Below are 22,076 nucleotides of genomic sequence, written 5' to 3'. Positions count from 1 at the left end.
TTTTTATGGTCATCTGATTGATTCAATTGATAGTTCAAGGAGAGATTAAGTGGAAAAAAAAATTGATGCAGGTTATTCATCCATGTCCAAATGGTTTCATTGGATAATAGCTCTGGCTGTTATAGGAATGCTGTGTATGGGATTTTTCCTTGATGAAATTCCTGAGCAATACCAGGGCACTGCATACATGCTTCATAAGTCGACAGGTATTACCATATTATTTTTGATGCTCTTACGTTTTGTCTGGGTTCATGCCAAAGGAAAGCCTCCCTTACCTGATTCAGTTAAACCGTGGGAAAAAGTATTATCCCGCTTTGTACAATACAGTTTTTATGTTCTTTTACTTATTATGCCCCTGAGTGGCTGGATTATGTCAGTTGCGGCTGATTATGTTCCTACTTATTTCGGTTTATTTAAAATGCCATTACCCTGGATAACTCCTGACAAATCATTGGCTGAATTTATGGAGGAGTCACATGAAGTTATTGCATGGATCCTCATTGCATTTATTTGTCTGCATGTTCTTGGTGCTTTGAAACATCATTTTATTGACAAAAATAATGTATTAAAACGCATGCTACCTGGGCAAAAGCGATAGACTTTGCGATTGAAAACCCTTTTTTTTGTAATCAGTATTCAGCCTATTAAACCTGAAAGAGCTTGATAAAACTTGAGAATTTCTCAATTTGTCCAAAGATCAAGTCATGCTGAACGAACTAAGAGATCTCCTGAAACAGGCATGATGCCTGGAATTGGGAGATCCTCCACTTCGCTCAGGATGACGTTATTTTTGGACTTACTGCGATGCGATAGAACCCTCTTGTATTAGGCGTTCACTGATAGTCGGCACCCAAACTTTATTTTATCAATCAAATTATCTGTGTACAGAATTAAAGAACAGGTATTTCAAGGGCAACCTCTTCTTTTTGTCCTTCAAATCGAACAGACGCAATCGGCTCTTTAAGCAAGCTTACGGCAATCAGATATCGATTATTGCCTAATTTTGAATAGTCAATTAACTCACCAACTTCTATTTCTTCATTGCATTTAAATAGTTTTTGACCTGAATGGAGGTCGTGTTTTACTTCGATTACAAAAATTTTTAATTCATGCTTTATCGTTGCTCGGTATTGGGTTCTTGCTATAATTTCTTGTCCTTTATAACATCCCTTGTTAAAGCTGATGTATTTTGTGTCATGTAAACCCAGTCTATGGGGTAGAAACAATCCTCTGGATTCAGGATAGATATCGACCTGTTTCTGTATTAGTCTCAGTGTATGCCAAGGTAAAGAACCCAAATATTGATTTCGTGATTTAAATAACTCAGAACAACTTATTAAATCGTTTTCTGACACTATGAAAATGTAAAATCCATTGCCTAAATGGTAATAACAATAATTGGAATTAAACGAAAGAGCATACAAATCAGGTGAGAAAAACGTGGTATCAGGTAAAATATCTTTAGTATTTTGTAAATAAAACCCTAAAATTCTGAATTCAGTACGTTCTTGTAAAGTAACTTTTGATAACTGAGCTGTTTTGGTGAGTGAGTTAACGGTAGCCTCAATCATATCTTTGGGAAGAACTAATTTAACTCCTTGCCAGTTGATGATATCCAGAAGTGAAAGGATGCGTCCTTTCAAATTGCATTGAGCTCCCTGGATCATTTGTATATCCGATACTGCAGTTAAGTCACAGGTCAATTGACCTTGAAGAAAATCAACTGCTTTTTCGCCTTCCAATCCGATTATTCCGAGATAGGATAAATCAAAAAGATAGTTTTTGAGTGGTTCAGGTTTAAACTTAACAGTATTCAGATCAACTGTTGTTAACGTTCTGTTATTAATAGTATGTTGCTGATGTGTACTCATGGTCATATCAATGTTTCCGTTTATAATTTGACTAGTGTATCATCAGCACGGATGATTTTAGAGTCATTTTAGAGTTTAAGATTTTTATTATCTTATGATTCAACAATGATAAAATAATAATGACACACTAATTTTGAGATAATTCATGCTAGATGCGCGAGAAAAGGCCAGAATCACGTGGCATTGCCGACGTGGTATGCTCGAGTTGGATCTTATTCTGCAACGATTTTTGGAACAGGGGTTAGATCTTTTAAATGAGAATGAACTCAAATCCTTTGATTTGCTATTAAGTTGTACGGATCCTGAGTTGTTTTCGTGGTTAATGGGACATACTGAACCAGAAGATACTGAGCTGAATGAAATTGTCACTATTATCAGAAATAATACTTAAGCCTGCTAAATCAAAGGTATATTTTCGTTTGATTTTAGTTTTATACCTGCTAACCGTGGCTCTCATCAGTTATTCGTCCGTGATTATTCTGCTTAAACTGGTTTTGACTATAACAATTACTGTTTGTATGAGTTTGGAATTTAAGAATCAAAATCCATGTCACTTCATCGATGAGATGTCTTATCGAAACAAACAATGGTTTGTTGCGATGCGAAATGGAGCAACACATGACTGTGATGATCTCCGAATTATTGTTCATAACACAATATTTCACCTCATACAACTATCCATTCTGGATAAAAAAAAATTATTAGTACTCTTTAATGATCAGATTCCTGACAATCAAGTACGACAACTTCATCTTATATCTTCAAATAGATAGTATATAATTATACATAATGAATAAATTATGCCCCAATCTCAAATGGTACTGTTATTATTTTTCATGATATGCAGCAACGAATAATGGACTAAAGAGGACGTTATGAATAGAGACGGATCAGATACTGATGAGTATTTAGTGGAACTGGCTAGAGATGGGAATTCTGTTGCATACAATAAATTACTTGAGCGATACGATCATAAAGTGCAACGAATAATATATTTCTATATTAACGATCAAGCTTATGCTAAAGACTTAACACAGGAAGTGTTACTTAAGGTGTATCGTAATTTACATTTTTTTAAAGAAAAAAGTCAGTTTTCTACCTGGTTATATAAAATCACACAAAATACAATCAAAAATTATTACCGTTCAATCAGTTTACGTTTGGAGTCAGAGGCTCATTTTGTGGATGAGCAGTATTCCTCATTTTATAACTCACCTGAACATCAATTAATTAACATGGAATTCACTGATCAGATCGAGTCAGCAATTTCCAGATTATCAGAGGAATTAAGACTTTGTTATGGAATGCATATTTTTGAAGGCCGGACCTATGAGAACATCGCCCAGGAATTACACTGTCCCATTGGGACAGTGAGATCGAGAATTTATAGAGCAAGGAAGTTGGTGACACATTTTGTGGACAGACGTAATCAGGATTTAACGGGGTAATAAGTCATAACAGGGATACTCTTGTGTCCTTTATCAATTTCCCGTTAAACCGTTGCTGGGTAGAGGTCAAAGCCCAACGATTTAAGGGGAAATTAGGACAAAATATAATCAACTGTAATTATGGAGAAACATTCTGTTCACGTTTCTCAACAGAGAGAACGGATGTACAGTCCTGTTTCAATCAGGATTACTTTAATTTAGCGATAATTTTATGCATTCGAATCCAGGTCATGGTATTCCGAGTTTCCGCCAAATCGATCAGTTCATGAGTTAATAAATCAATCTCTGCCTGTGACGCGATGTGCAAATCGATCAGTTGAGGTGTCAGATCGTGTAGTGCCATTGAGTAGATTAATTTTTCCTGGGCTGTACGGAGAATCGGCTGATATAAAGAATGGTGGGTGACATTAAGATTACATGATGTAAATTCCTGTTCCAGTCGATGCGCAATTTCGAAGTCGCGATTATTCTTGGCAAAACAAGATCTGACCCATTGAGTGAACTGGTCATATGCTTTAGAGGGAGGATAGCAAAAAGTTGAGTCAAATATAGACGGCTCTTCACAAATGATCATGCCACCTGGTTTAAGGCAGCGGGTCATCTGTTGAATTACAGAATGAGCATCAGCAACATGATGAAGAACCATGCGACAGTAAATAAAATCGAATTGTTCGCCTAAGTCTGAAAGATGATTTACATCCCATAACTTGAATCGTATCGTACTGTAATCACTCGTTATATTCTGTACATGATCCAGTTGTGATTGACTTAAATCAATCGCGAGAAGAGAACCATCAATCCCAATAAGCTTGGCCAGTTCAAGAGTCATAGCGCCTGAACCGCAACCAATTTCGAGACCACTCATACCACTTTTGATTCCAGCTTCCTGTACCAGACTTCTGCTGCTTTGCGCATAGAGTTGATGTTGTAACGAAAGACGTTCTCTTGCTCTGTCGTTGGTATTTAGAATGTAAGTTGCTGTCATAATAGTCCTTTATTTCTGAGTCAATTATTCATTAATTTCAAACAGGGTTCTCTATAGTTTTTAAATGTGGGAACAAACTCTGCAAAGAGTGATTTAACTGTTGAGCCTGGAGTTTAAACATACTGTCTAAATTTTCTCGAGTAGAACTCCCCATGTGTGGTGATAAGACCACGTTATCCAGCTGTTGCAACTTTAGAGGTACTTCAGGCTCATTACTGTATACGTCCAATCCTGCTCCTGCGATAACTTTATTGGTTAGAGCATCAATAAGCGCGTTTTGATCGACGATGCTTCCCCTAGCGACATTAATGAGATATCCATAGGGACCTAAAAGTTCCAAAACCGATTTATCTACCAAGTGATGCGAATCCGCATTAGCCGAGCAACAGATTATAAGAAAGTCACTGTTACTGGCGAGTGTTTTAACATCAGGGAAGTAACGATAAGAACATTCTTTTTTATTACGTGCAGTGTATGAAACATTCATGTTCAACGCATCAGCAAATTTAGCAATGGTTAAGCCAATTTGACCCAATCCTACCAGTCCTAGTTGCTTTCCAAACAAATGGTTTCCAAGAAACTTGGGTTTATTTTCAATCCAATGATTATCGCGAGTATAACGATCGTTAACTAAAATCCTGCGAGCAAGAGTTAGCATTAAGGTAAGAGCTAGTTCTGCTGTATCATGAACACCTGCATTGGGTTGTGATAAAAGTGTAATATGGTGTTCTTTCAGATACTGTTTGTTAATGTTATCAGTACCTATTCCCAGATGACTGATTAATTTTAAATTGGGGAATTGGGATAAATAGGGTTCATCAATACGATCCCACACTGTGGTTGCTAAAGCTGAAACCTTTAATTTATCGAGATCAGCGGTTGAATCCCATCCTGGTATAATATGCCACTCTGGAAGTAACAGGGGAATAATCGGTTTAATAAATTGATTGGTTAGATAAACAGTTGGGGTCATTCAATATCCTATATTAATGAGTATTGTTTAAATAAAACTAATATGAACTAAAAAAACAGAACAGGCAATTCTATAATAGAAATAGAAATTAATTTTCAATAACCTGGAACTTCCCCATCCTGAACACAATAAAGGAGTGCCAAATGTAGACACCGCACCCTATTCAGGAGATCCCTCGTTACACTCGGGATGACGATTCAATTTCGTCATTCTGAAGGTAGTGAAAGAGCTCTAGATGCAAGCACCGCAATACTTTTAGGTACCGCACCCCATTCAGGAGATCCCTCGTTACACTCGGAATGACGGTTCAATTTCGTCATCTTGAACGTAGTGAAAGAGCTCTAGATGCAGGCACCGCAATACTTTTAGGTACCGCACCCCATTCAGGAGATCCCTCGTTACACTCGGGATGACGGTTCAATTTCGTTATCATGAACGTAGCGAAAGATCTCCAGATGCAGGCTCCGCAATACTTTTAGGTACCGCACCCCATTCAGGAGATCCCTCGTCACACTCGGGATGACGGTTCAAGCTCGTCATCCTGAACGTAGTGAAGGATCTCCAGATGTTGGCACAGTATCATTTGAGGAGATCGGCATGACGTTTCCTGGGTTGTTGAGAATCCCTTGATTATCTGATTCAATAAATCGAAACAGAGGTCTACCTCTCCAGAAAAAAGGAAATATAATGTGGCTAAGGATTATTTTTTTTCTAATTACGTTACTTGTTAACGGTACAGTGCACTGCGTGCACGCATCTTCAGATAGCCTGAAAGCGAATATTATTCAGCAAAGAATAAATCAATTATCGACATTTTTAAACAGCAATAAATGGATGACCCACCCGGTTAGTCCAATAAATTTACCAGAACCTTATAATGATTTACTGACACAACCGTTACTAACTCCAGCCATTGAGAACTATTATAAAAGAACAGCAATCATTCGTGTGATTCATACCCATCAAAGTTCAAATGAACATACCTATTCTCGCGTCATCACCATGCACCTGGATTCTAATAAAGAACGGAATGATGCAAAACTGGCGCAGAATATCAATGAAGATCTCATTGTAGAGCTGGCGCTTATAACCATATATTATAGGGAATTACCACAGCAGTTTATCAGAGATATCATCTATTCAAATATCCCGTTTGGTACGCTTTTAAAAAACAATCATATCAATACATACTCTACAAACCGATACTATTTTTCAACCTCATGTAATCCTGAATTAGTACAACACATTAAATGCCGTTTAAACACAACACTTTATGGTCGGCTCAATACTATTGTCAGGGTCGATAATCAACAACAGATTGCTCAGGTAGTTGAACTTCTGTCAGGACTTAAATGTACTAATCAACAGTGCGATTTAATATCAACAGAGCAATATTTTAAATAATTCCTAAAAGAAAGCTGATATTAAAAATACATATGTTAAAATGTTTTAAATTCGGGTGAATCTAATAAGACTCTTATGCTGGAAAGTGATCGCTTAATCAGTACCCAGAGTATTGTCTCTGAAGAAGCAATAGATCGGGCAATTCGTCCTTTAAGTCTCAATGAATATATTGGGCAGGATGCGGTAAGTTCTCAGATGCAAATATTCATTGATGCGGCTAGAAAAAGAAAAGATGCCTTGGATCATGTGCTCATCTTTGGGCCTCCAGGTTTAGGTAAAACGACCCTGGCAAACATTATCGCTCATGAGATGGGCGTTAATATTCGTCAGACCTCAGGGCCGGTTATAGAGCGTGCTGGAGATATAGCTGCCATCTTAACCAATCTTCAACAAAATGATGTCCTTTTTATTGATGAAATTCATCGACTTAGCCCAGTAATAGAAGAAATTCTCTATCCTGCCATGGAGGATTACAAACTCGATATAATGATTGGGGAGGGGCCGGCAGCCCGTTCCATTAAACTGGAATTACCGCCTTTTACGTTAATTGGAGCCACAACCAGGGCTGGTTTACTTACTTCTCCGTTAAGAGACAGGTTTGGTATTGTTCAACGACTTGAATATTACTCTATTGATTCGTTAACTCAAATTGTAACTCGATCGGCACAATTAATGAATGTAATGACTGAGCCAGAGGGCGCCAGAGAAATTGCTATGCGTTCAAGAGGGACTCCACGAATTGCCAATAGACTATTACGACGCGTACGGGATTATGCAGAAGTCAAAGGACGTGGCATAATTAGTCTCGATATTGCTCAAAAAGCATTGGTCATGTTGGAAGTCGATCAACATGGTTTTGATCTTATGGATAGAAAGCTGCTATTAGCAGTTATTGAACGTTTTAATGGCGGCCCAGTGGGTGTTGATAGCATTGCCGCGGCCATTGGTGAGGAAAAAGGAACTATTGAAGATGTTTTAGAGCCTTTTTTAATACAACAAGGATTCCTAATGCGCACTCCACGCGGTAGAATGGCTACTCCGAGGGCCTATCAGCATTTTGGCCTGGATGTTATTAAACAGGATTAATAAATGAAACTTACACCAAGTCATCAATCCAGTGTAAGAGTATATGCTGAAGACGTGGATTATATGGGCATCGTTTATCACGCAAATTATCTGCGTTATTTTGAACGAGCCAGAACGGAAATGTTGCGTTCTAAGGGATTATTATTAAGTAAATTGATGAATGAAAATGTTCTGTTTGCTATAAGTGAGCTGAATATAAAGCATCTTTTCCCGGCAAAACTGGATAATTTATTAACTATATCAACTCGGATTGGTGAGCAGAATAAGTGCAGCTTTGTGTTTAATCAAATGATGCACAATGAAAACAACAATTTAATTTGTGAAGCAAATATTAAAGTAGTCTGTGTTGATGGTCATTTAAAACCGAGACGACTACCTGAACTATTTGCAGCAGCAAATGAATAACAAAAAACTTCGATACTGGAGATAAAAAAGTGGGTAATCAAGCAAATGTATTGATGTATTTTATGCAGGCAGGTTTAGTCGTTAAATCAGTAATGCTGATATTACTGACTGCCTCAATAGTATCTTGGACTTTAATATTTCAAAGAGCATGGTTTTTTAACCGAAAAAAACAACTGACTGATGCATTCAACAGAAGATTCTGGGACAGCAGTGATTTAAGCAAACTCTATGCAGATGTGGACAGTAATTCTGAAGAAAATCAGGGTATGGCCGCAATATTTCATGCAGGATTCAAAGAATTTGTACGTGCCAGGAAGCAGGGGACTGTCACTCTTGAGCCTATCCAACGGGTCATGCAAATCAGTCATGCAAAAGAAGCGGAAAAACTAGAACAGCATTTACCATTTTTTGCCTCAGTTGGTTCCATTTCTCCCTATGTGGGGTTATTTGGTACAGTATGGGGTATAATGACCTCATTCCAGGCCTTAGGTCATGCGCAACAGGCAACTATTGCCATGGTTGCTCCAGGTATTTCTGAAGCCTTGGTTGCTACAGCACTCGGTTTATTTACGGCTATTCCTGCTGTAATTGCATACAATCGCTACACAACTCGAGCGAACACTCTCCTAAATCGATTTGATTTATTTCAGGAAGAGCTTATTTCCCTGATTGAACAACAAACATCGGGTACCTCAAGAGGATAATACTCAAATGATTAGAGCAAAAACCAAACGTGAGCGTCCAATTTCTGAAATCAATGTTGTGCCTTATATTGATGTTATGTTGGTTTTATTAGTTATTTTTATGATCACAGCGCCTATGTTGACCCAAGGAGTTACTGTTGATTTACCCAAAGCGGCAAGTCAAAATCTGCAACCAACAGACAGAGAACCCATTATTGTTTCTGTAAATCAACAAGGTACTTATTTTCTCAATATCAGCAGTACTCCCGCCGATCCAATAGAAGCGCAGGCATTGGTGGTGCGGGTTGCCGCAGAATTGGAGCTGGCGAAACAGTCGGGACAAAAGCTCAATGTGTTAGTAAAGGGCGATCAAGGAGTAGCTTATGGTAAAGTTGTCCAAGCGATGGCATTACTGAAGCAGGCGGGTGCAGAACAAGTAGGATTACTGACTGATTCATCGGATGAATCTTCAGAGGGTCAAGCATGATAAGTACAAACAGTTATCGTAAAGCATTTATTTCGGCAATAGCACTTCATCTTTGTTTGGTGATTTTGTTGCTGACTGATACTTCAACACAGCGTCCCGTATTGACTGCCGAGAGTAAAACTACTCCCGGCATGCAGCTTCCTGTAGCAAATGTACCCCAACAGGAAGTAGTTAAAGCAGTCAGTGTCGATAATAAACAAATAATGGATACAGTGAATCGATTAAAACAGGAACGTGAACAAAAGCAAAGAGCAGAAATTAATCATCAAAATGAACTGAAACGTCAGGCGGAAGCTGCAAAACAGCAACGTATCAAAGAACAACAACATATTGCCAAACTCAGAGAAGAGGCTAATAAAATAGCGATTGCACGCAAAAAACAAGCAGAAGAAGAAAAGAAACGTTTAAAAGAACTTGCAGAACAAAAGGCTCTTGAAGCGAAACGCATCGAGGAGTTAAAAAAACAAAAAGAAACGCTGGTTAAACAACAAGAGCTTGAGGCAAAAAAACTGGCTGAACTGAATAAGAAAAAACTGGAAGAAAAAGCTAAGGCAGATCAATTGAAATCAGAACAAGCCAAAGCAGAGAAACTTCGTGCGGATCAAGCACGTGCTGCACAGGCAAAAGCAGACATGGAACGAAAAAAACAAGCGGAGGCAGCTGCAGCGCAACAAGCAGCACAAAATGCAGAAAATCAGGCACGAATCGCAGGAGAGGTTGATAAGTACAAGGCGCTCATCGTTAATGCGATAGGTAGAAACTGGATTTTACCTGAAAACGCTGACAGTAGCTTATCCAGCCAATTCAGAATTCGCCTCGCTCCTGATGGAATGGTATTAGAAGTCACTTTAACTCGTAGTAGTGGGGATCCGCTTTTGGATAGATCAGCACAAACTGCAATCTATAAAGCTTCACCACTTCCTGTACCAACAGACGCAGAAACATTTAATTTGTTTCGTGAAATCAGTTTAACCGTTCGACCAGAACAAGTTAGGGGGTAAAACTCGTGATTAACCGAATTATTACACTTATATTGATGTTATGTACCAGCCAGATTTATGCTCTGGATCTGGAGCTTACTCAAGGCATTAATTCTGCCTTACCCATTGCAATCAATTCATTTGGCTCAGATGCTGGCGCAGTGGAAATAGCTCATGTTATTGAAAACGATTTGACGCTTTCTGGTCAATTTAAAATCGTTTCAGGCCCTCAGAGCGCAAATGCACAATCCTCTATTGGTGTTTTGCGTCAGCTTGGTGCTGACAGTGTCGTTACAGGACGTGTAAATCGTGTTGGCAATCGTTATGAAGTCAGCTTTACTCTCGCAGATGCTGTTGCTAATGGAACTATACTCCTTACCAAGACGTACCAGATAGGTGCAAATGAGATCAGGCCACTGGCTCATCATATCAGTGATGAAGTCTATCAGAAATTAACTGGTGAGCGCGGAATTTTTTCTACTCGTATCGCTTACATTTCGGTACAAAGAGGCGGTCCAAGAAATCGTTACTCACTTGAAGTGGCTGATGCAGATGGACATAATCCTCAAAGTTTACTGGTATCTTCAGAGCCAATCATGTCTCCTTCATGGTCTCCTGATGGCAAATCAATATCTTATGTGTCTTTTGAAAAGAAACGCGCACAGATATTTACTGTTTCTGTAGAGTCAGGTCAGCGTCGATTAATTACCAGTTTCCCTGGTATTAATGGTGCACCTGCATGGTCACCTGATGGACGTCAATTAGCGGTTGTGTTATCAAAGACAGGTACACCCAAAATTTATAATATCGATTTAAGTTCTGGCTCCATGAAACAAATAACATTTGGTGATGCCATTGATACAGAACCCAGATTTTCTCCTGATGGACGCAGCTTACTGTTTACATCTGGTAGAGGTGGATCACCTCAGGTTTATCGCTTATCACTCGCTGATGGTCAAGTCAGTAGAGTAACGTTCGAAGGAAACTATAATGCCCGAGCATCTTATACACCTGATATGAAAAATATTGTGATGCTGCATCGTGATGATCGCAATTTTACTATTGGTTTACAAAATGCTTCAGGTGGCCCAATTGCGAGCTTAACTTTCTCTGGTCTGGATGAGTCTCCTTCAGTGTCTCCAAACAGCCGTTTGGTTCTTTACGCAACACGAATTCAAGATAAAGGTGTTTTAGGTATCGTTTCTATAGACGGCAGAATACGTATGAAGCTTCCCGCGCGCGAAGGTGATGTACAAGAACCAGCTTGGTCTCCTTATTTGAGTTAACTATGATGCGATTTATTATTACATTTTTTTTGGTGTTAAGTAGTTTTACCAGTTTTGCATGGAATGCAATGGGACACCAATTGGTTGCTCAAATTGCTTATGATAATTTAACACCTGCTGCAAAAAAAATGTGTAATAAATACAATCACACTTATGATGCAGATTCTTCAGGCTCAAATTTTGTTGTGGCAGCTACATGGTTGGATGCTATTCGAGCAAATGACATCCATTGGTTTGATTCACTGCATTATATTGATATTCCTTTTTCATTTGATGAAACCCCGCTTCCCCCTGTACAGGAAATTAATGCCTTATGGGGGATTAAACAAGCAATTACAGTTTTGTCTTCCGAAAAATCAAGTTTGGCAGATAAAGGATTAAGCCTTCGTATACTGACTCATTTAGTTGGTGATGTACATCAACCATTGCACACTGTTACCAAAGTCAGTAAACAGTTACCACGAGGTGATTTGGGAGGGAACCTGTTTAAATTAGCCCACAATCCAATCGGTGATAATTTACACAAGTATTGGGATAATGGAGCCGGCATCTTAAACGGACAAAGTACGCAATTCCAGGTAAAAAATAAAGCCCGTCAATTGGAACAAAAATGGGCCTGTTCTGAAGCAAATAAAGAAAAAAATCCCAGGAAGTGGATTAATGCATCGCATAAACTTGCCTTAAACAAGGTATATAAGGTAGTTCAGAATAAAATTCCTGGCAAACGTTACCAAATGGAAGCGCAAAACATAACTCAAAAACAAATATTATTTGCTGGATGTCGTCTGGCCACAGTACTTAATGGTATTGCAGCGCAACAGAGGAATCATTTAGCGGATAACACTTAGAACTTCCTTTACGCCGGGATGAGTGTTGATTCATGCATTGAAAGGATGTCTACACGTTATTTTAGAACGTGATGCATAAAGCTAATACAAACACATAGAATATAACAAACACCACACAGTCATCAGAACTCTTGATGTTTGTTATTAAATTAATGACTTATTCTTGCAGCGGTATCCTTACCCTCAGTGTTATCTTTAACACTTTTACATTGTATGTCGTAAGTGTTTTCAATTGCGTCGCGTAATGTTGTTTCTTGGGCTTTATCTTTAGCACAATCAATCAGTTTTAAGGCATTTTCTGGTGTTAATAGGCGCACGGTCAGTAGGGCATTCAATCCATGAAAAATATTTCCGCCCAGGGATACCATTTTTTTAACCTCCTCAAAATGTTGTCCGGAGGCATATCCTTCAATTGCTGAATTTATTAAAGCCAGTTCAGAACTTGTTAAACCTGTTCTGGAAGCATGTGGATTAAATTGTAATTGTTCGAACAGTTTATTGACAAGATGGATGTGCTTGAATTTAGCGGCTTCTTTGATGGCTTCGTAATAAAATCGTGTACCTTTTATTAATGGCAATAACGCGGTATCATTACCTTCTTTTGCCAACGTAAGAATATCTTCTTTCATATTATAGTCCTGTGATTTATATACAAACATTATTTGTTCATTATATCCGAGTATTTATATCAATCAACGTGTCAAAGATTTGGAGTTCTCTGCTTCTTCCTCATGCGCTGTAACATGACCTGATTGTTCTAGAATAGATCTGACAGGAGCTTTAACAACAGTTGCACCTGTTGATAATGTACTTTCCTTTTCATCATTTAAATCTTGTGCCTTAGTTGTCGGCACAGATTTAACTCCAAGACCTATAACCAGCGCCGAAGGACCATTATTATTGGTGACCTTTGGCGATTCTTGTTCTTGAATTTCTCGACCCTTTTCGGACATCACAACACTGCCTTTAGTTGCACCACCAAATAATAGTTGTCCGAATGTCATATGACCATTCCACCAGGCACGAAGATTAGGGAATAAAATTCCTCTATTATCCATCCAGGCATTAAAATCAGCAAACAAGGAACGTTCTCCTCGGAATACAGCTCGTAACTTCTCAAAGGGGCGAGTATATAATACGGCTTTACCATCATGCGCTGGATCGTATTTGTCATAAACCACTGTCTTTAATGGAGCAATTTTTTCAGGACTAAATCCGGTCAATATTGTTTTTGCTTTCTCAGAAAGGGCCAATGGTCCAACATCCGCGTTCAATAGATCCGTAGGAGAATCCATTGTTTTACCTTTTAGATTCAGTACTTTTGTTTCATCTTTTAAATCATTCCATTTTGCTTGAACAATATTTTGATAATTATCAAGATGTTTATTAATGACTGCAACATCAGGATTAATATTATCCATTTCCCCTTTAATTGCCTGCCATGTTTCAGTCCATTTCTTATCAGTTTCATCAAAGAATTTTTTCCATGGCGTGCTTAATTGGGGCTGTTGGTGAGGAACAACTTCTTTAAATAATTGATCAAAATAATTATTTGTTAAATCGCGTCTGAAATCAGCAACAGTAAATTTAATCATCCTTTCTACCTGAGCTTTTCTATCCATAATGGCATGTTGTTGCTTAATGTAGGCTTCTGTAGCCGTATAAAAGCCATCATTGAGACTTGATTTTCCAAATTGTTTTTTCAAATCTACCTTATTGAGAATAAGACGTGTATCGCCTTCAGCGCCAAACCGACCGGCACGACCTATAATTTGATTGAGCTCACGCTCGCGAGGTAAATAATTTACAAGTACTTTCAATCCATGTTCTGCAGATCTACCTTGCAAGGGAATATCTGTTCCACGACCAATCATGCCTGTTGATACAGTAACCATTCCAGGTTGTCCAGCATGTTTTTCTATATGCTCCGCTTCATCATGGGAACTTGTTTGTGAACTAATACGTACAATATCGGGGTTATTGGCGTCAATGGGAAAAACCTTACTTAGGTAATCCATCATTGCCTGACTTTCTATATCATTTTCACAAATAATCGCGACAGGTTGATTTGCAGCACGAGCTTCTCGAATTTGTTGTGCAAAAAGTTCCTGTTGTGATTTTTTATCTGCGGCAAGGTAAATAGGGTAGTCAACTCGATTTAAACCTCTATGTCTTGGAACTGTAATGAAGCTCATTTCTTCATTATCTTTACTACTTCCATATAAAGCCTTTGCTTCCTCTTGCTCGCGGATTGAACCGGCAGTTCCTGTTACAGCACAAACAGTACCCTGTGCATACTCATCTAACATGGATTTACTGGTTGATGAATAGATAATTTGCTTTTCATTATCAATAAAAAAGTCGTTTTCACATTCCGATAATCGTGCTATTAATTTTTCATCTCCTGGTTTTGCAGTATCTGGTTTGTTTTTCAGCATATTCAAACGAGCATGCAAGCATTGATGTACACCAAAAGAAAACTTGGAGCTGCGATCTTCGCGGTTACCGATTAACAGACGAGCCTCACTGACCATCAATGGGCCTTTCGCTGTTTCAATCTCAATATCCGGTTTAATCACAAAGTCTTTATCCAGCTCCAGTACTAAAGCGGTTAAGGCTGATTGTTGCCAGGATTCCAGTTGAGATTGAGCAACCGATTCAAGACGTTTTGCATTTTCTGGTCCTACTTCTTTATAAGCATACTGAATTAATAATTTATTGCAGGCATCAATATCTTCTTGATATAACCTCATTATTTCGGGATTATCCTGTGAGAAAAATCCAACTAATACTTCATAGGCCCAAGGCATGTCGCGTATGGTTGCATCAGCCATCGCGGAATAGTTAAATCGTGTATCAGCCATATCGAAGTAGGTTCTGTCTGCCTCATCAAGCATCATGGCTCTTTGCTCAGGATTTTCAGCAATAACCAGATTTGCTCTACCTTCACTTCGTGCTTTATTACGGAATAAGCTTAAATTGGCAGCGTCGGAGAAATTAATACCATCCAGCGCATATTCATTTGCAGGCGTGTTTTGATAAATAATGTTTGTTTTAGCGCCTACAGATTGGAACAGTGATCTGAATGATAAGTAATCTCGCGTTGCGAGTTGGACATCAGCTGTTACAAAGTCAACTGTTTTTCCTTGAGCATACTGAGCCAGGATCATGAGCATCATAATTCGTGACTTACCTTCACCTGTGCCAATTTCACTTGTTACGTGAGTACCCGATTTCAGCATGGAGTGAATTGCTAAATATTGCGTCGTATGGATTTCAAAAGATCGCCCCAATTTTTGCTTGCCATTATCAAAGACAGCAGGCATTCCTTTGGTGCGATACATCAGTTCAGCGGATAATGCGACCAGACGTTCAGTACTTAATTCTTTTGTTTTATTTCTTAAATCAAGTAATTCATTTTTGATTTCATCGGTCGATAAATCTCGTACTGCTTTAACTTCTCTGTCAATTGACTCTAACTCTTCATTGCTGTAGGTTACACCACCCATTTTGGCTGCTTGATCTTTTGCAAAAGCCAGGTTAAATCCATTAACAGTTTCTCGTTTACAAGGTTTTTTATCAAATTTTGCATAGCATTCAGCAAGATGTTGTGCTAAATCACCATCCTCAGGACAACTGTTTTCCCATTTTTGAAATTTTTTAAGAGTCGGGTAGGGTGCTGATTTATAGATGTTTTTTAAGGTTTCAAGAAGAATTGGCCCCTTTTTCTCATCTTTGCATCGATTCATTAAATCGTTCAGTTCATTAAGCGTACAGGGCTTATCGTTGTTAATTAATGAAGTTAACAAATTTAAAAACAACTTTTTCTCATCTTTGGGAAATGCTGTATATTCCGGTGAAGACAATAACTTTAACAGCGACTCATGGGTAAATTCACCTTTATCACTGCTAAAATGATTGCATAAAGAACGAACAATATCTGGATCATCCAAAGCGATAAACTCATTTTTAATTAAGTTAATGTTATTCCATGAAAAAACAATTTGATCATCGCTTGAGTAATTATTAGAAAGAAAGTGTCTCAGGTAATTGATAATTGTAGTTTTATCACCCGGATAATGTTCCGCTGCTTGATTGATGCTTTTAAATAAATCAACAAAAACCTGATCGAATTGCTTTCTTTTTTCGATAACAGTTGATAGTTCGTTGCTGGCTTTAGTTAAATAGTCTGTCTCAAAATCTTTAGGTTTTTTGATGACCACAGTTATCGGTTGAGTTGATTCAGCTGCCGGGGAAACTTCAGTTTTGTTACCAATTAATTTACTGAAAAAACCACCAACGGCCTTGATTCCTCCACCAAGAGCAGCGCCTATCCTTCCTAATACGCCTGCATTTTCTGCTGGTTTAACCGGTTCAGGTTTATCGGCTACAGGTTCTGGGCTGTTCAACTCCTCTAAATGGTCCTTCAAATTCTTCAGTGCGGCAAGTTGATTTGCTCCAGGAACCTTTTCAATAAAGGATATAATTTGTGTTTCAAGAAGTTTGGGATCTACTTTATCCGGGTCTACTGTAAGTTGATCTCTAATCTGTAGAAAATCGTCATCATCTGGACGTTTTACATCGGGTGAAGAACCTAGTTTCTCGGGATTAGTTGTTAATAATAAATCGATAACCAGATTCAGAGAGTCCATTTTGGATACTACTTTGCTCTTCATTTGTTCCATTGAAGGCAGTATGGTATTCAAATAAACTTGGGTTTTTTGCATTAGACCATTAAGTTGACCTTGGAAATGTTCCGCTTTGTTAAGGAAGAATAAGAAATCATTGGGGGCTCCACTGTTTTTTATACCTTCCAATAGCTGATCTAAATTATTTATTGTTGTATGTTCGAGGAGAGCAGGTGAATTTATTTTTTGTAAAAACGTTTCGCGTTCTAATTTTGATAAATCGCGAGTAATGACTACGAGTTTTTTAATTACATCCAAATACTGTAAGGCGTCTCCAGGCTCAGTATAATGCGATACTAATTGTTCAATCAATTTACGTTCATTGTCACTAAATTTGGCGTTAAGTACCTGTTGCGCCTCAAGAGGCATACCTTCGGCTTGCAGAAATTTAAAGTAGTTATTTGGAAAGTAGTTTTCAAATCGGTCTTTGACCAGATTTTGGATTTTTGTAATTTCCCTTGAACTAATGTACTCATTACTAAATTGACTGATGAACTCATATAAATCGTTAGGAGTAAGTGGAGGTGGTCCATTTTTATCCATGGACTGCATTATATATAGGGCTTTATTAATGGCGGAGTTGCTTTTCATTAATGCGGCATCAAAGATAGTTCTTATTTTATAAGCAGTGGCTTGATTGTCTTCTTTATTACCATTTGCCAGCCCAAAGGTACTGATGAGAGACAGTATTTTTTTACCGTATTCATTATCGTCGAAGGCCCAGCCATTCGGTCCGTTTAAAAGAGCTACTGCGGTATCCAGATGTCTGTAGAATATTGATTCTCCTGGTTCTTTATAAGTATCCTCGGTATAAAATTTCATACCGGTATAGATTGAATCTCCCCAATTTCGGGTTATTTGCTCAAGAATACTACAGGTATGGTTGAGTCGCTGACCTTTCTCTTCCAATTCGCTTACAGCACGGAAGTAATTTTCAATTTTTAAAGCGTTGCCTATTAAATCCAGAAGTTTTCTCAACACGGGTAGTGCTGGTGCATTACCTAAATCAAATAAGCGATCGACTAATTGTTCTCTTATTTTACTTTCAAATAATTTTAGGGGCGCTGACAACGGTATATTATTCAATGAGTTAACAATATGATTCCAGTTTTCTTTTGAGTGCTCTATATCACTTGATAGTTCAGCATTGGTTAAACCAGTAGTACTATCCGCCAGCAGTGCAAACAATTTCGCTTTTTCTGTATCAGTACATTTTGACGATACAATTTTTGCATCCATTTCACGATAAAAATCCAGAGGTAACCTGTCTTTTTGGTGAGCAACAAAACGATAAAATTCTTTTCTTGTTTCAGCCAGAGTGTCTTGTTTCGCAATGGATTTCCATTTACCTTTTGCTGAATAATCAGTATTGTTGTATTCAAGTGGGGTAACTCTCATTTCAGGGATAACAAATACTTTTTGTACTGTTTGTTTTCCCTGCTGAACTGGTTGAGTAAATTCACGAACGGCGCCATTTGCCTCTAATGAAATGGCAGTAATCTCCTTCCATTGTGCTTCTCGGTCAACTGGAGCTGTATTTTGTAAAATGGTTAAAATTCGACCCAACACTGTGGGCATACTTTTAACATCCGTGAACGATACATTGGGATAAAATTTTAGCCCCATTTCCTCAATTTTTTTGACAAATGAATTAAAGGCACTTATGAGTTCTGGTAAACTGTCAGATCCTACAGCTGAAGAATGTTGCGCTAACAAGCTAGTCCACCAGGCGTATTTGCTCTTATCCTGACTTAATCCACTCAGAACTTTTAATGCATCCTGCATTTTTTCGTTCTTAATCATGGGTACAAATGAATCTGCTTGTTTAAATACGGTATTACTTAATTGTTTCAGCAGTTCACTATCAATATCCTTCCATACAGAAAATAATTTTGATAACCCTGCGCCAGAATACTCAGTGTATACCTGTAATAGCGCATTCATTTGTTTGTCATCAAAAGCAAGTTTTTTTGACCAACTTTCGACTTGCGTTTTAAGTTCAGGATTATCTGCTAATAAAGTCAGGAGAATATGTGTGCTTTTATCTGGTGTTGTAGTCGTGAGATTATGTGATAACTCAATAAAGCTTTTGGCTAAGTCTTCAGATCCATGAAATTGTTTTATAATACTGTCTAATGCAACAGAATTGTCGTCTGTTCTATCTGCGTTCCCTTTAAAAAGTGATTCAGTGCGTTGAGTGTTTTCCATGATGTAATGCAATATTTTTGCATTGAATGTTCCTTCTGAGTTGCATAGACTAAAAACCTGTTCGAGTTGATCTTTATTCAGAAGTAATAATTTGGAAAATTGACCTCGAAATTCAAAAGTATTTTCTCGTGAATAAGTTGAATCATTGATGAGATTCCATTGTTTTAATAATACTGCGTCCCGAGCATTATCATTGGGTTTTAATGAACTGATCATTTCACCAAAAACATCTGCTGATGGGGGTTTTTTGGAAATTTGTTCCTGCAGTTGAGGAGCTATATCAGTACTGGATGGAGCTACGTCTTTATCATAATGTAATACAAGGATTTCTGAATTTGAGCGATCGGGTACCAGAGCAAAGCCAGGTGGAAGAAAATCAGGATTAATTCCATACTGAAATTGTTCTCGATGGTCCATTAATTGTTGTACTGCTTCAATACTGATTTTCCCAAACTGGGTACCGCGTATAATGACCTCGTTTCCCTGGGGCACATTATCTGATTTTAGTGAGTCATAACGAACCCCATTACTTTCCACATAGACAATATCTCCCATCCATGTATGCCAGTTTTTCTTTAACTCACTTTTGGAGATCAATTGGGCTTCTGGATTAATCACCAACATGCCTTCTTGAGAAAAACGTCGCATCAATTCGTTTAAATCAAGGGCATTAATTTCGCCAAAACCAACTTCTTCCTCATTTGATTCACGAGTTTTTTGAACAGCTACGGCCACCTCAACCTGTTGTTCTTGTTGAAGTTCAATATCAATATTTATTCCTGCTCGAGCGTCTTTTAATGTGGGTCTCTTGCGAATCCCTTTATGTTCTAGATCCAGCGCTTTTCGTTCTTTTTGTTCCATACCCAGTTCATTCTGATTTTTCATGCGCTGGTTAACAGAAACAACATCATCAAGCTGGTGTTGTAATGTAGAGTTTAAGAACTCCTCTGGAAGAGTAATAGCGATTGGAATTTGTTTCTTTTCAACAAAGTTATAGATTTGTAACCAGTGTTCTTCTTTAAGAACTGTTCCTTTGTCGGCGATAACGAGTTCTGCTAAATTATTTTCTGAGAGGTTATTCAGTGCTAATTTTAATTTGGCGACAAAGACCTCTGGGTTGACTGATGGATCGAGATCGATTTTAAGTTTATCAACTCTTATTCCTGCATTTAATCCACAATACGCATTCAATCCATCTAACATCTCGGCATTGCAGGGCGTCAAAGTTAGTAATTTGAGATTAATGTCTAATCTATCCAGTTTTAGTTGAAGTTGAGTAAACAAATTTTCAAAATCTGTCGCGCTTAATGAAGGATCACTTGTCCCGGGAAATGAAAAAACGGATGAAAACCCATTTAGTTTATTAACAGCCTCACTTACTGCTGGATTAACCAAAAAGCTGGGATCCTCTGTAACAGTCGGTTGTTCCTGAGTTAGAATTTGTTTTAAAGCAGTGTTTTTAATACGCTTTTGATCATGATCTGATTCAAATAGTTTGCGTTGTTTGTGATTGATTGCATCATACACCGATGCGTCGATTACTAAATTCTCAAGTTGTGCTTCATAAAATTCTTTGACTAACGCGCTGCTTTCTTCAGGAGCAATACCCTCTTTACCTCTGATTTGTTTATAGCTTTTAGCTATTTCATTATCACCAACCAGTCCTTCGATTTGAAATAAATTATGCAGTGCCCTATACCCACAGGAAAAACCATCATTTTGATTTTGACTTATAACGTCTTTATCGGATCGTTTAATGGTCCAGCCTTCGTTTGCGGGAAAACCTTTAAATGAAATAAGATCGGGAGCGTTATTTTCCTGATAATTAATGGCATTTTCGATCAGTTTTTTATAAGCCTGTTCTTCGTTTGCCGACAATTTCATACTGTCTGTAATCTTATAAGAGACGGTACGAGCTGTTGGATCAACTACTATGTTTGCAGCAAGCCAATGTGATCCCTGATTAGAGGCATCACTTCCTTTATTGAGTAACATTGGAATCGAGTAAGGTAGACCGTCAGTATGCTTTTCTCGTTCAAAATGTAATGCTGTACCTATGGATTGTGGATCAAAAGTCAGGATATGAATTTTGTCCTGAGTTCCAGTTAATTCGAGCATTCGTTGTAAATCAAGATCAGTCAACCATTCTGATTTAGTTAAGTTACCTTTGATTAGTTTTTCCCTTAAGCCCTGGTTTCTGGTCATTCCATGGATTGATATCAAGGAGGTATGGACAATTTTTTGTTCTACCTTGATTTTCTCTAACTCAGCTCTATTGGTATCAAATTTAAAATTATTTTGTGCTGGTAAACTGGCATCAAATATTTGGCATGCAAAATCCCAATGAGATTTATGATCTTGAAATGTTTCCTCTTGGGAACTGCTTAAGGCAAACAAATTAACAAAATCTGATTCAAATTTTCTTTCAATATATTCAACAGCGAGTTTAAATTGTTTTCTAGATGCATCAGTGGCTGGATAATTGGGATTTTTACTCCTGTAACGACCAAATAAAATTTCGAACTGTTCTTTATTTAGATTCATTGTAAAAAACCAATTAAGTGACTTATAAATTGATTATAGACCTTAATTATTAAAGAATTATTAACCGATGTGCATAATAAATCGTCTTTAAGTGCTCTTTATTAATCCAATATATTCTTGAATTGCAAAAGTGAAGTTCTAATACAGTAGTAATTCATCTAGTGATGGGTAAGTATCAAC

17 protein-coding genes are annotated in these 22,076 nt (G+C 37.8%); 12 read left to right on the top strand and 5 right to left on the bottom strand.

Annotation, left to right across the window (positions count from 1 at the left end):
* Nucleotides 1–49: 49 nt before the first annotated feature.
* A complete protein-coding gene (locus IZU94_RS02525) occupies nt 50–598 on the top strand; it encodes a cytochrome b (protein ID WP_203107684.1) in 549 nt (182 codons plus the stop codon).
* Nucleotides 599–890: 292 nt separating this feature from the next.
* Here IZU94_RS02525 and ygfZ read toward each other — a convergent pair whose 3' ends face one another.
* A complete protein-coding gene (gene ygfZ / locus IZU94_RS02520) occupies nt 891–1,871 on the bottom strand; it encodes a CAF17-like 4Fe-4S cluster assembly/insertion protein YgfZ (protein WP_203107682.1) in 981 nt (326 codons plus the stop codon).
* Nucleotides 1,872–2,016: 145 nt separating this feature from the next.
* Between ygfZ and IZU94_RS02515 the strand changes: the two genes are divergently transcribed.
* From IZU94_RS02515 to IZU94_RS02505, 3 genes are all read left to right on the top strand, one after another.
* The gene (locus tag IZU94_RS02515) at nt 2,017–2,262 is read left to right on the top strand and encodes an FAD assembly factor SdhE (RefSeq protein WP_203107680.1); all 246 of its coding nucleotides are present in this window, start codon (nt 2,017–2,019) and stop codon (nt 2,260–2,262) included.
* A 127-nt stretch (nt 2,263–2,389) separates the two neighbouring features.
* Nucleotides 2,390–2,644: a hypothetical protein gene (locus IZU94_RS18110; protein ID WP_203162714.1), complete on the top strand. Its 255-nt coding sequence runs from the start codon at nt 2,390–2,392 to the stop codon at nt 2,642–2,644.
* A 102-nt stretch (nt 2,645–2,746) separates the two neighbouring features.
* Nucleotides 2,747–3,319 carry a sigma-70 family RNA polymerase sigma factor gene (locus IZU94_RS02505; protein WP_203107676.1) on the top strand — a complete coding sequence of 191 codons (573 nt, stop codon included), beginning with the start codon at nt 2,747–2,749 and terminating at the stop codon, nt 3,317–3,319.
* Between the two features lie 187 nt (nt 3,320–3,506).
* Here the strand turns inward: IZU94_RS02505 and IZU94_RS02500 are convergent, their stop codons facing one another.
* Together IZU94_RS02500 and IZU94_RS02495 are read right to left on the bottom strand one after the other, a co-directional pair.
* A complete protein-coding gene (locus tag IZU94_RS02500; protein ID WP_203107674.1) occupies nt 3,507–4,304 on the bottom strand; it encodes a class I SAM-dependent methyltransferase in 798 nt (265 codons plus the stop codon).
* A 37-nt stretch (nt 4,305–4,341) separates the two neighbouring features.
* Nucleotides 4,342–5,277, bottom strand: a complete 936-nt coding sequence (locus tag IZU94_RS02495; protein WP_203107672.1) for an NAD(P)-dependent oxidoreductase — start codon at nt 5,275–5,277, stop codon at nt 4,342–4,344.
* A 687-nt stretch (nt 5,278–5,964) separates the two neighbouring features.
* Here IZU94_RS02495 and IZU94_RS02490 point away from each other — a divergent pair.
* The 8 genes from IZU94_RS02490 to IZU94_RS02455 all read left to right on the top strand — a co-directional run bounded on the left by IZU94_RS02490 (nt 5,965) and on the right by IZU94_RS02455 (nt 12,456).
* Nucleotides 5,965–6,681 (top strand): hypothetical protein, encoded by a 717-nt coding sequence (locus IZU94_RS02490; RefSeq protein ID WP_203107670.1) that lies wholly within the window; start codon nt 5,965–5,967, stop codon nt 6,679–6,681.
* 75 nt (nt 6,682–6,756) lie between these two features.
* Nucleotides 6,757–7,767 carry a Holliday junction branch migration DNA helicase RuvB gene (ruvB, locus tag IZU94_RS02485; RefSeq protein WP_203107668.1) on the top strand — a complete coding sequence of 337 codons (1,011 nt, stop codon included), beginning with the start codon at nt 6,757–6,759 and terminating at the stop codon, nt 7,765–7,767.
* A gap of 3 nt (nt 7,768–7,770) precedes the next feature.
* On the top strand, nt 7,771–8,172 hold the full coding sequence (locus IZU94_RS02480) for a YbgC/FadM family acyl-CoA thioesterase (protein ID WP_203107666.1): 402 nt from the start codon (nt 7,771–7,773) through the stop codon (nt 8,170–8,172).
* Between the two features lie 29 nt (nt 8,173–8,201).
* Nucleotides 8,202–8,876, top strand: coding sequence for a protein TolQ (gene tolQ, locus IZU94_RS02475; RefSeq protein ID WP_058473384.1), 675 nt, complete (start codon nt 8,202–8,204; stop codon nt 8,874–8,876).
* A 7-nt stretch (nt 8,877–8,883) separates the two neighbouring features.
* The gene (tolR, locus tag IZU94_RS02470) at nt 8,884–9,342 is read left to right on the top strand and encodes a protein TolR (RefSeq protein ID WP_203107664.1); all 459 of its coding nucleotides are present in this window, start codon (nt 8,884–8,886) and stop codon (nt 9,340–9,342) included.
* Complete coding sequence (gene tolA, locus IZU94_RS02465) at nt 9,339–10,343, top strand: cell envelope integrity protein TolA (RefSeq protein ID WP_203107662.1); 1,005 nt, start codon at nt 9,339–9,341, stop codon at nt 10,341–10,343. The genes tolR and tolA overlap by 4 nt, the downstream gene beginning before the upstream one ends.
* Nucleotides 10,344–10,348: 5 nt before the next feature.
* Nucleotides 10,349–11,608, top strand: a complete 1,260-nt coding sequence (gene tolB, locus IZU94_RS02460; protein ID WP_203107660.1) for a Tol-Pal system beta propeller repeat protein TolB — start codon at nt 10,349–10,351, stop codon at nt 11,606–11,608.
* 2 nt (nt 11,609–11,610) lie between these two features.
* Nucleotides 11,611–12,456, top strand: coding sequence for a S1/P1 nuclease (locus tag IZU94_RS02455; RefSeq protein ID WP_203107658.1), 846 nt, complete (start codon nt 11,611–11,613; stop codon nt 12,454–12,456).
* Nucleotides 12,457–12,605: 149 nt separating this feature from the next.
* Here IZU94_RS02455 and IZU94_RS02450 read toward each other — a convergent pair whose 3' ends face one another.
* Nucleotides 12,606–13,085, bottom strand: a complete 480-nt coding sequence (locus tag IZU94_RS02450) for a hypothetical protein (protein ID WP_203107656.1) — start codon at nt 13,083–13,085, stop codon at nt 12,606–12,608.
* Nucleotides 13,086–13,148: 63 nt separating this feature from the next.
* Entirely contained in the window at nt 13,149–21,896 is an 8,748-nt protein-coding gene (locus IZU94_RS02445; protein WP_203107654.1) for a preprotein translocase subunit SecA, read from the bottom strand.
* Between the last annotated feature and the right edge of the window lie 180 nt (nt 21,897–22,076).

Source organism: Legionella bononiensis, assembly GCF_016786215.1.
In the GTDB taxonomy this organism is placed as follows: domain Bacteria; phylum Pseudomonadota; class Gammaproteobacteria; order Legionellales; family Legionellaceae; genus Legionella; species Legionella bononiensis.
This window is presented reverse-complemented; position numbering and strand designations above follow the sequence as displayed.

Coding starts and splice junctions, on each gene's coding strand:
- ygfZ (WP_203107682.1), bottom strand. CDS start 1,871: ATGAGTACACATCAGCAACATACTATTAATAACAGAACGTTAACAACA.
- IZU94_RS02515 (WP_203107680.1), top strand. CDS start 2,017: ATGCTAGATGCGCGAGAAAAGGCCAGAATCACGTGGCATTGCCGACGT.
- IZU94_RS18110 (WP_203162714.1), top strand. CDS start 2,390: ATGAGTTTGGAATTTAAGAATCAAAATCCATGTCACTTCATCGATGAG.
- IZU94_RS02505 (WP_203107676.1), top strand. CDS start 2,747: ATGAATAGAGACGGATCAGATACTGATGAGTATTTAGTGGAACTGGCT.
- IZU94_RS02500 (WP_203107674.1), bottom strand. CDS start 4,304: ATGACAGCAACTTACATTCTAAATACCAACGACAGAGCAAGAGAACGT.
- IZU94_RS02495 (WP_203107672.1), bottom strand. CDS start 5,277: ATGACCCCAACTGTTTATCTAACCAATCAATTTATTAAACCGATTATT.
- IZU94_RS02490 (WP_203107670.1), top strand. CDS start 5,965: ATGTGGCTAAGGATTATTTTTTTTCTAATTACGTTACTTGTTAACGGT.
- ruvB (WP_203107668.1), top strand. CDS start 6,757: ATGCTGGAAAGTGATCGCTTAATCAGTACCCAGAGTATTGTCTCTGAA.
- IZU94_RS02480 (WP_203107666.1), top strand. CDS start 7,771: ATGAAACTTACACCAAGTCATCAATCCAGTGTAAGAGTATATGCTGAA.
- tolR (WP_203107664.1), top strand. CDS start 8,884: ATGATTAGAGCAAAAACCAAACGTGAGCGTCCAATTTCTGAAATCAAT.
- tolA (WP_203107662.1), top strand. CDS start 9,339: ATGATAAGTACAAACAGTTATCGTAAAGCATTTATTTCGGCAATAGCA.
- IZU94_RS02455 (WP_203107658.1), top strand. CDS start 11,611: ATGATGCGATTTATTATTACATTTTTTTTGGTGTTAAGTAGTTTTACC.
- IZU94_RS02450 (WP_203107656.1), bottom strand. CDS start 13,085: ATGAAAGAAGATATTCTTACGTTGGCAAAAGAAGGTAATGATACCGCG.
- IZU94_RS02445 (WP_203107654.1), bottom strand. CDS start 21,896: ATGAATCTAAATAAAGAACAGTTCGAAATTTTATTTGGTCGTTACAGG.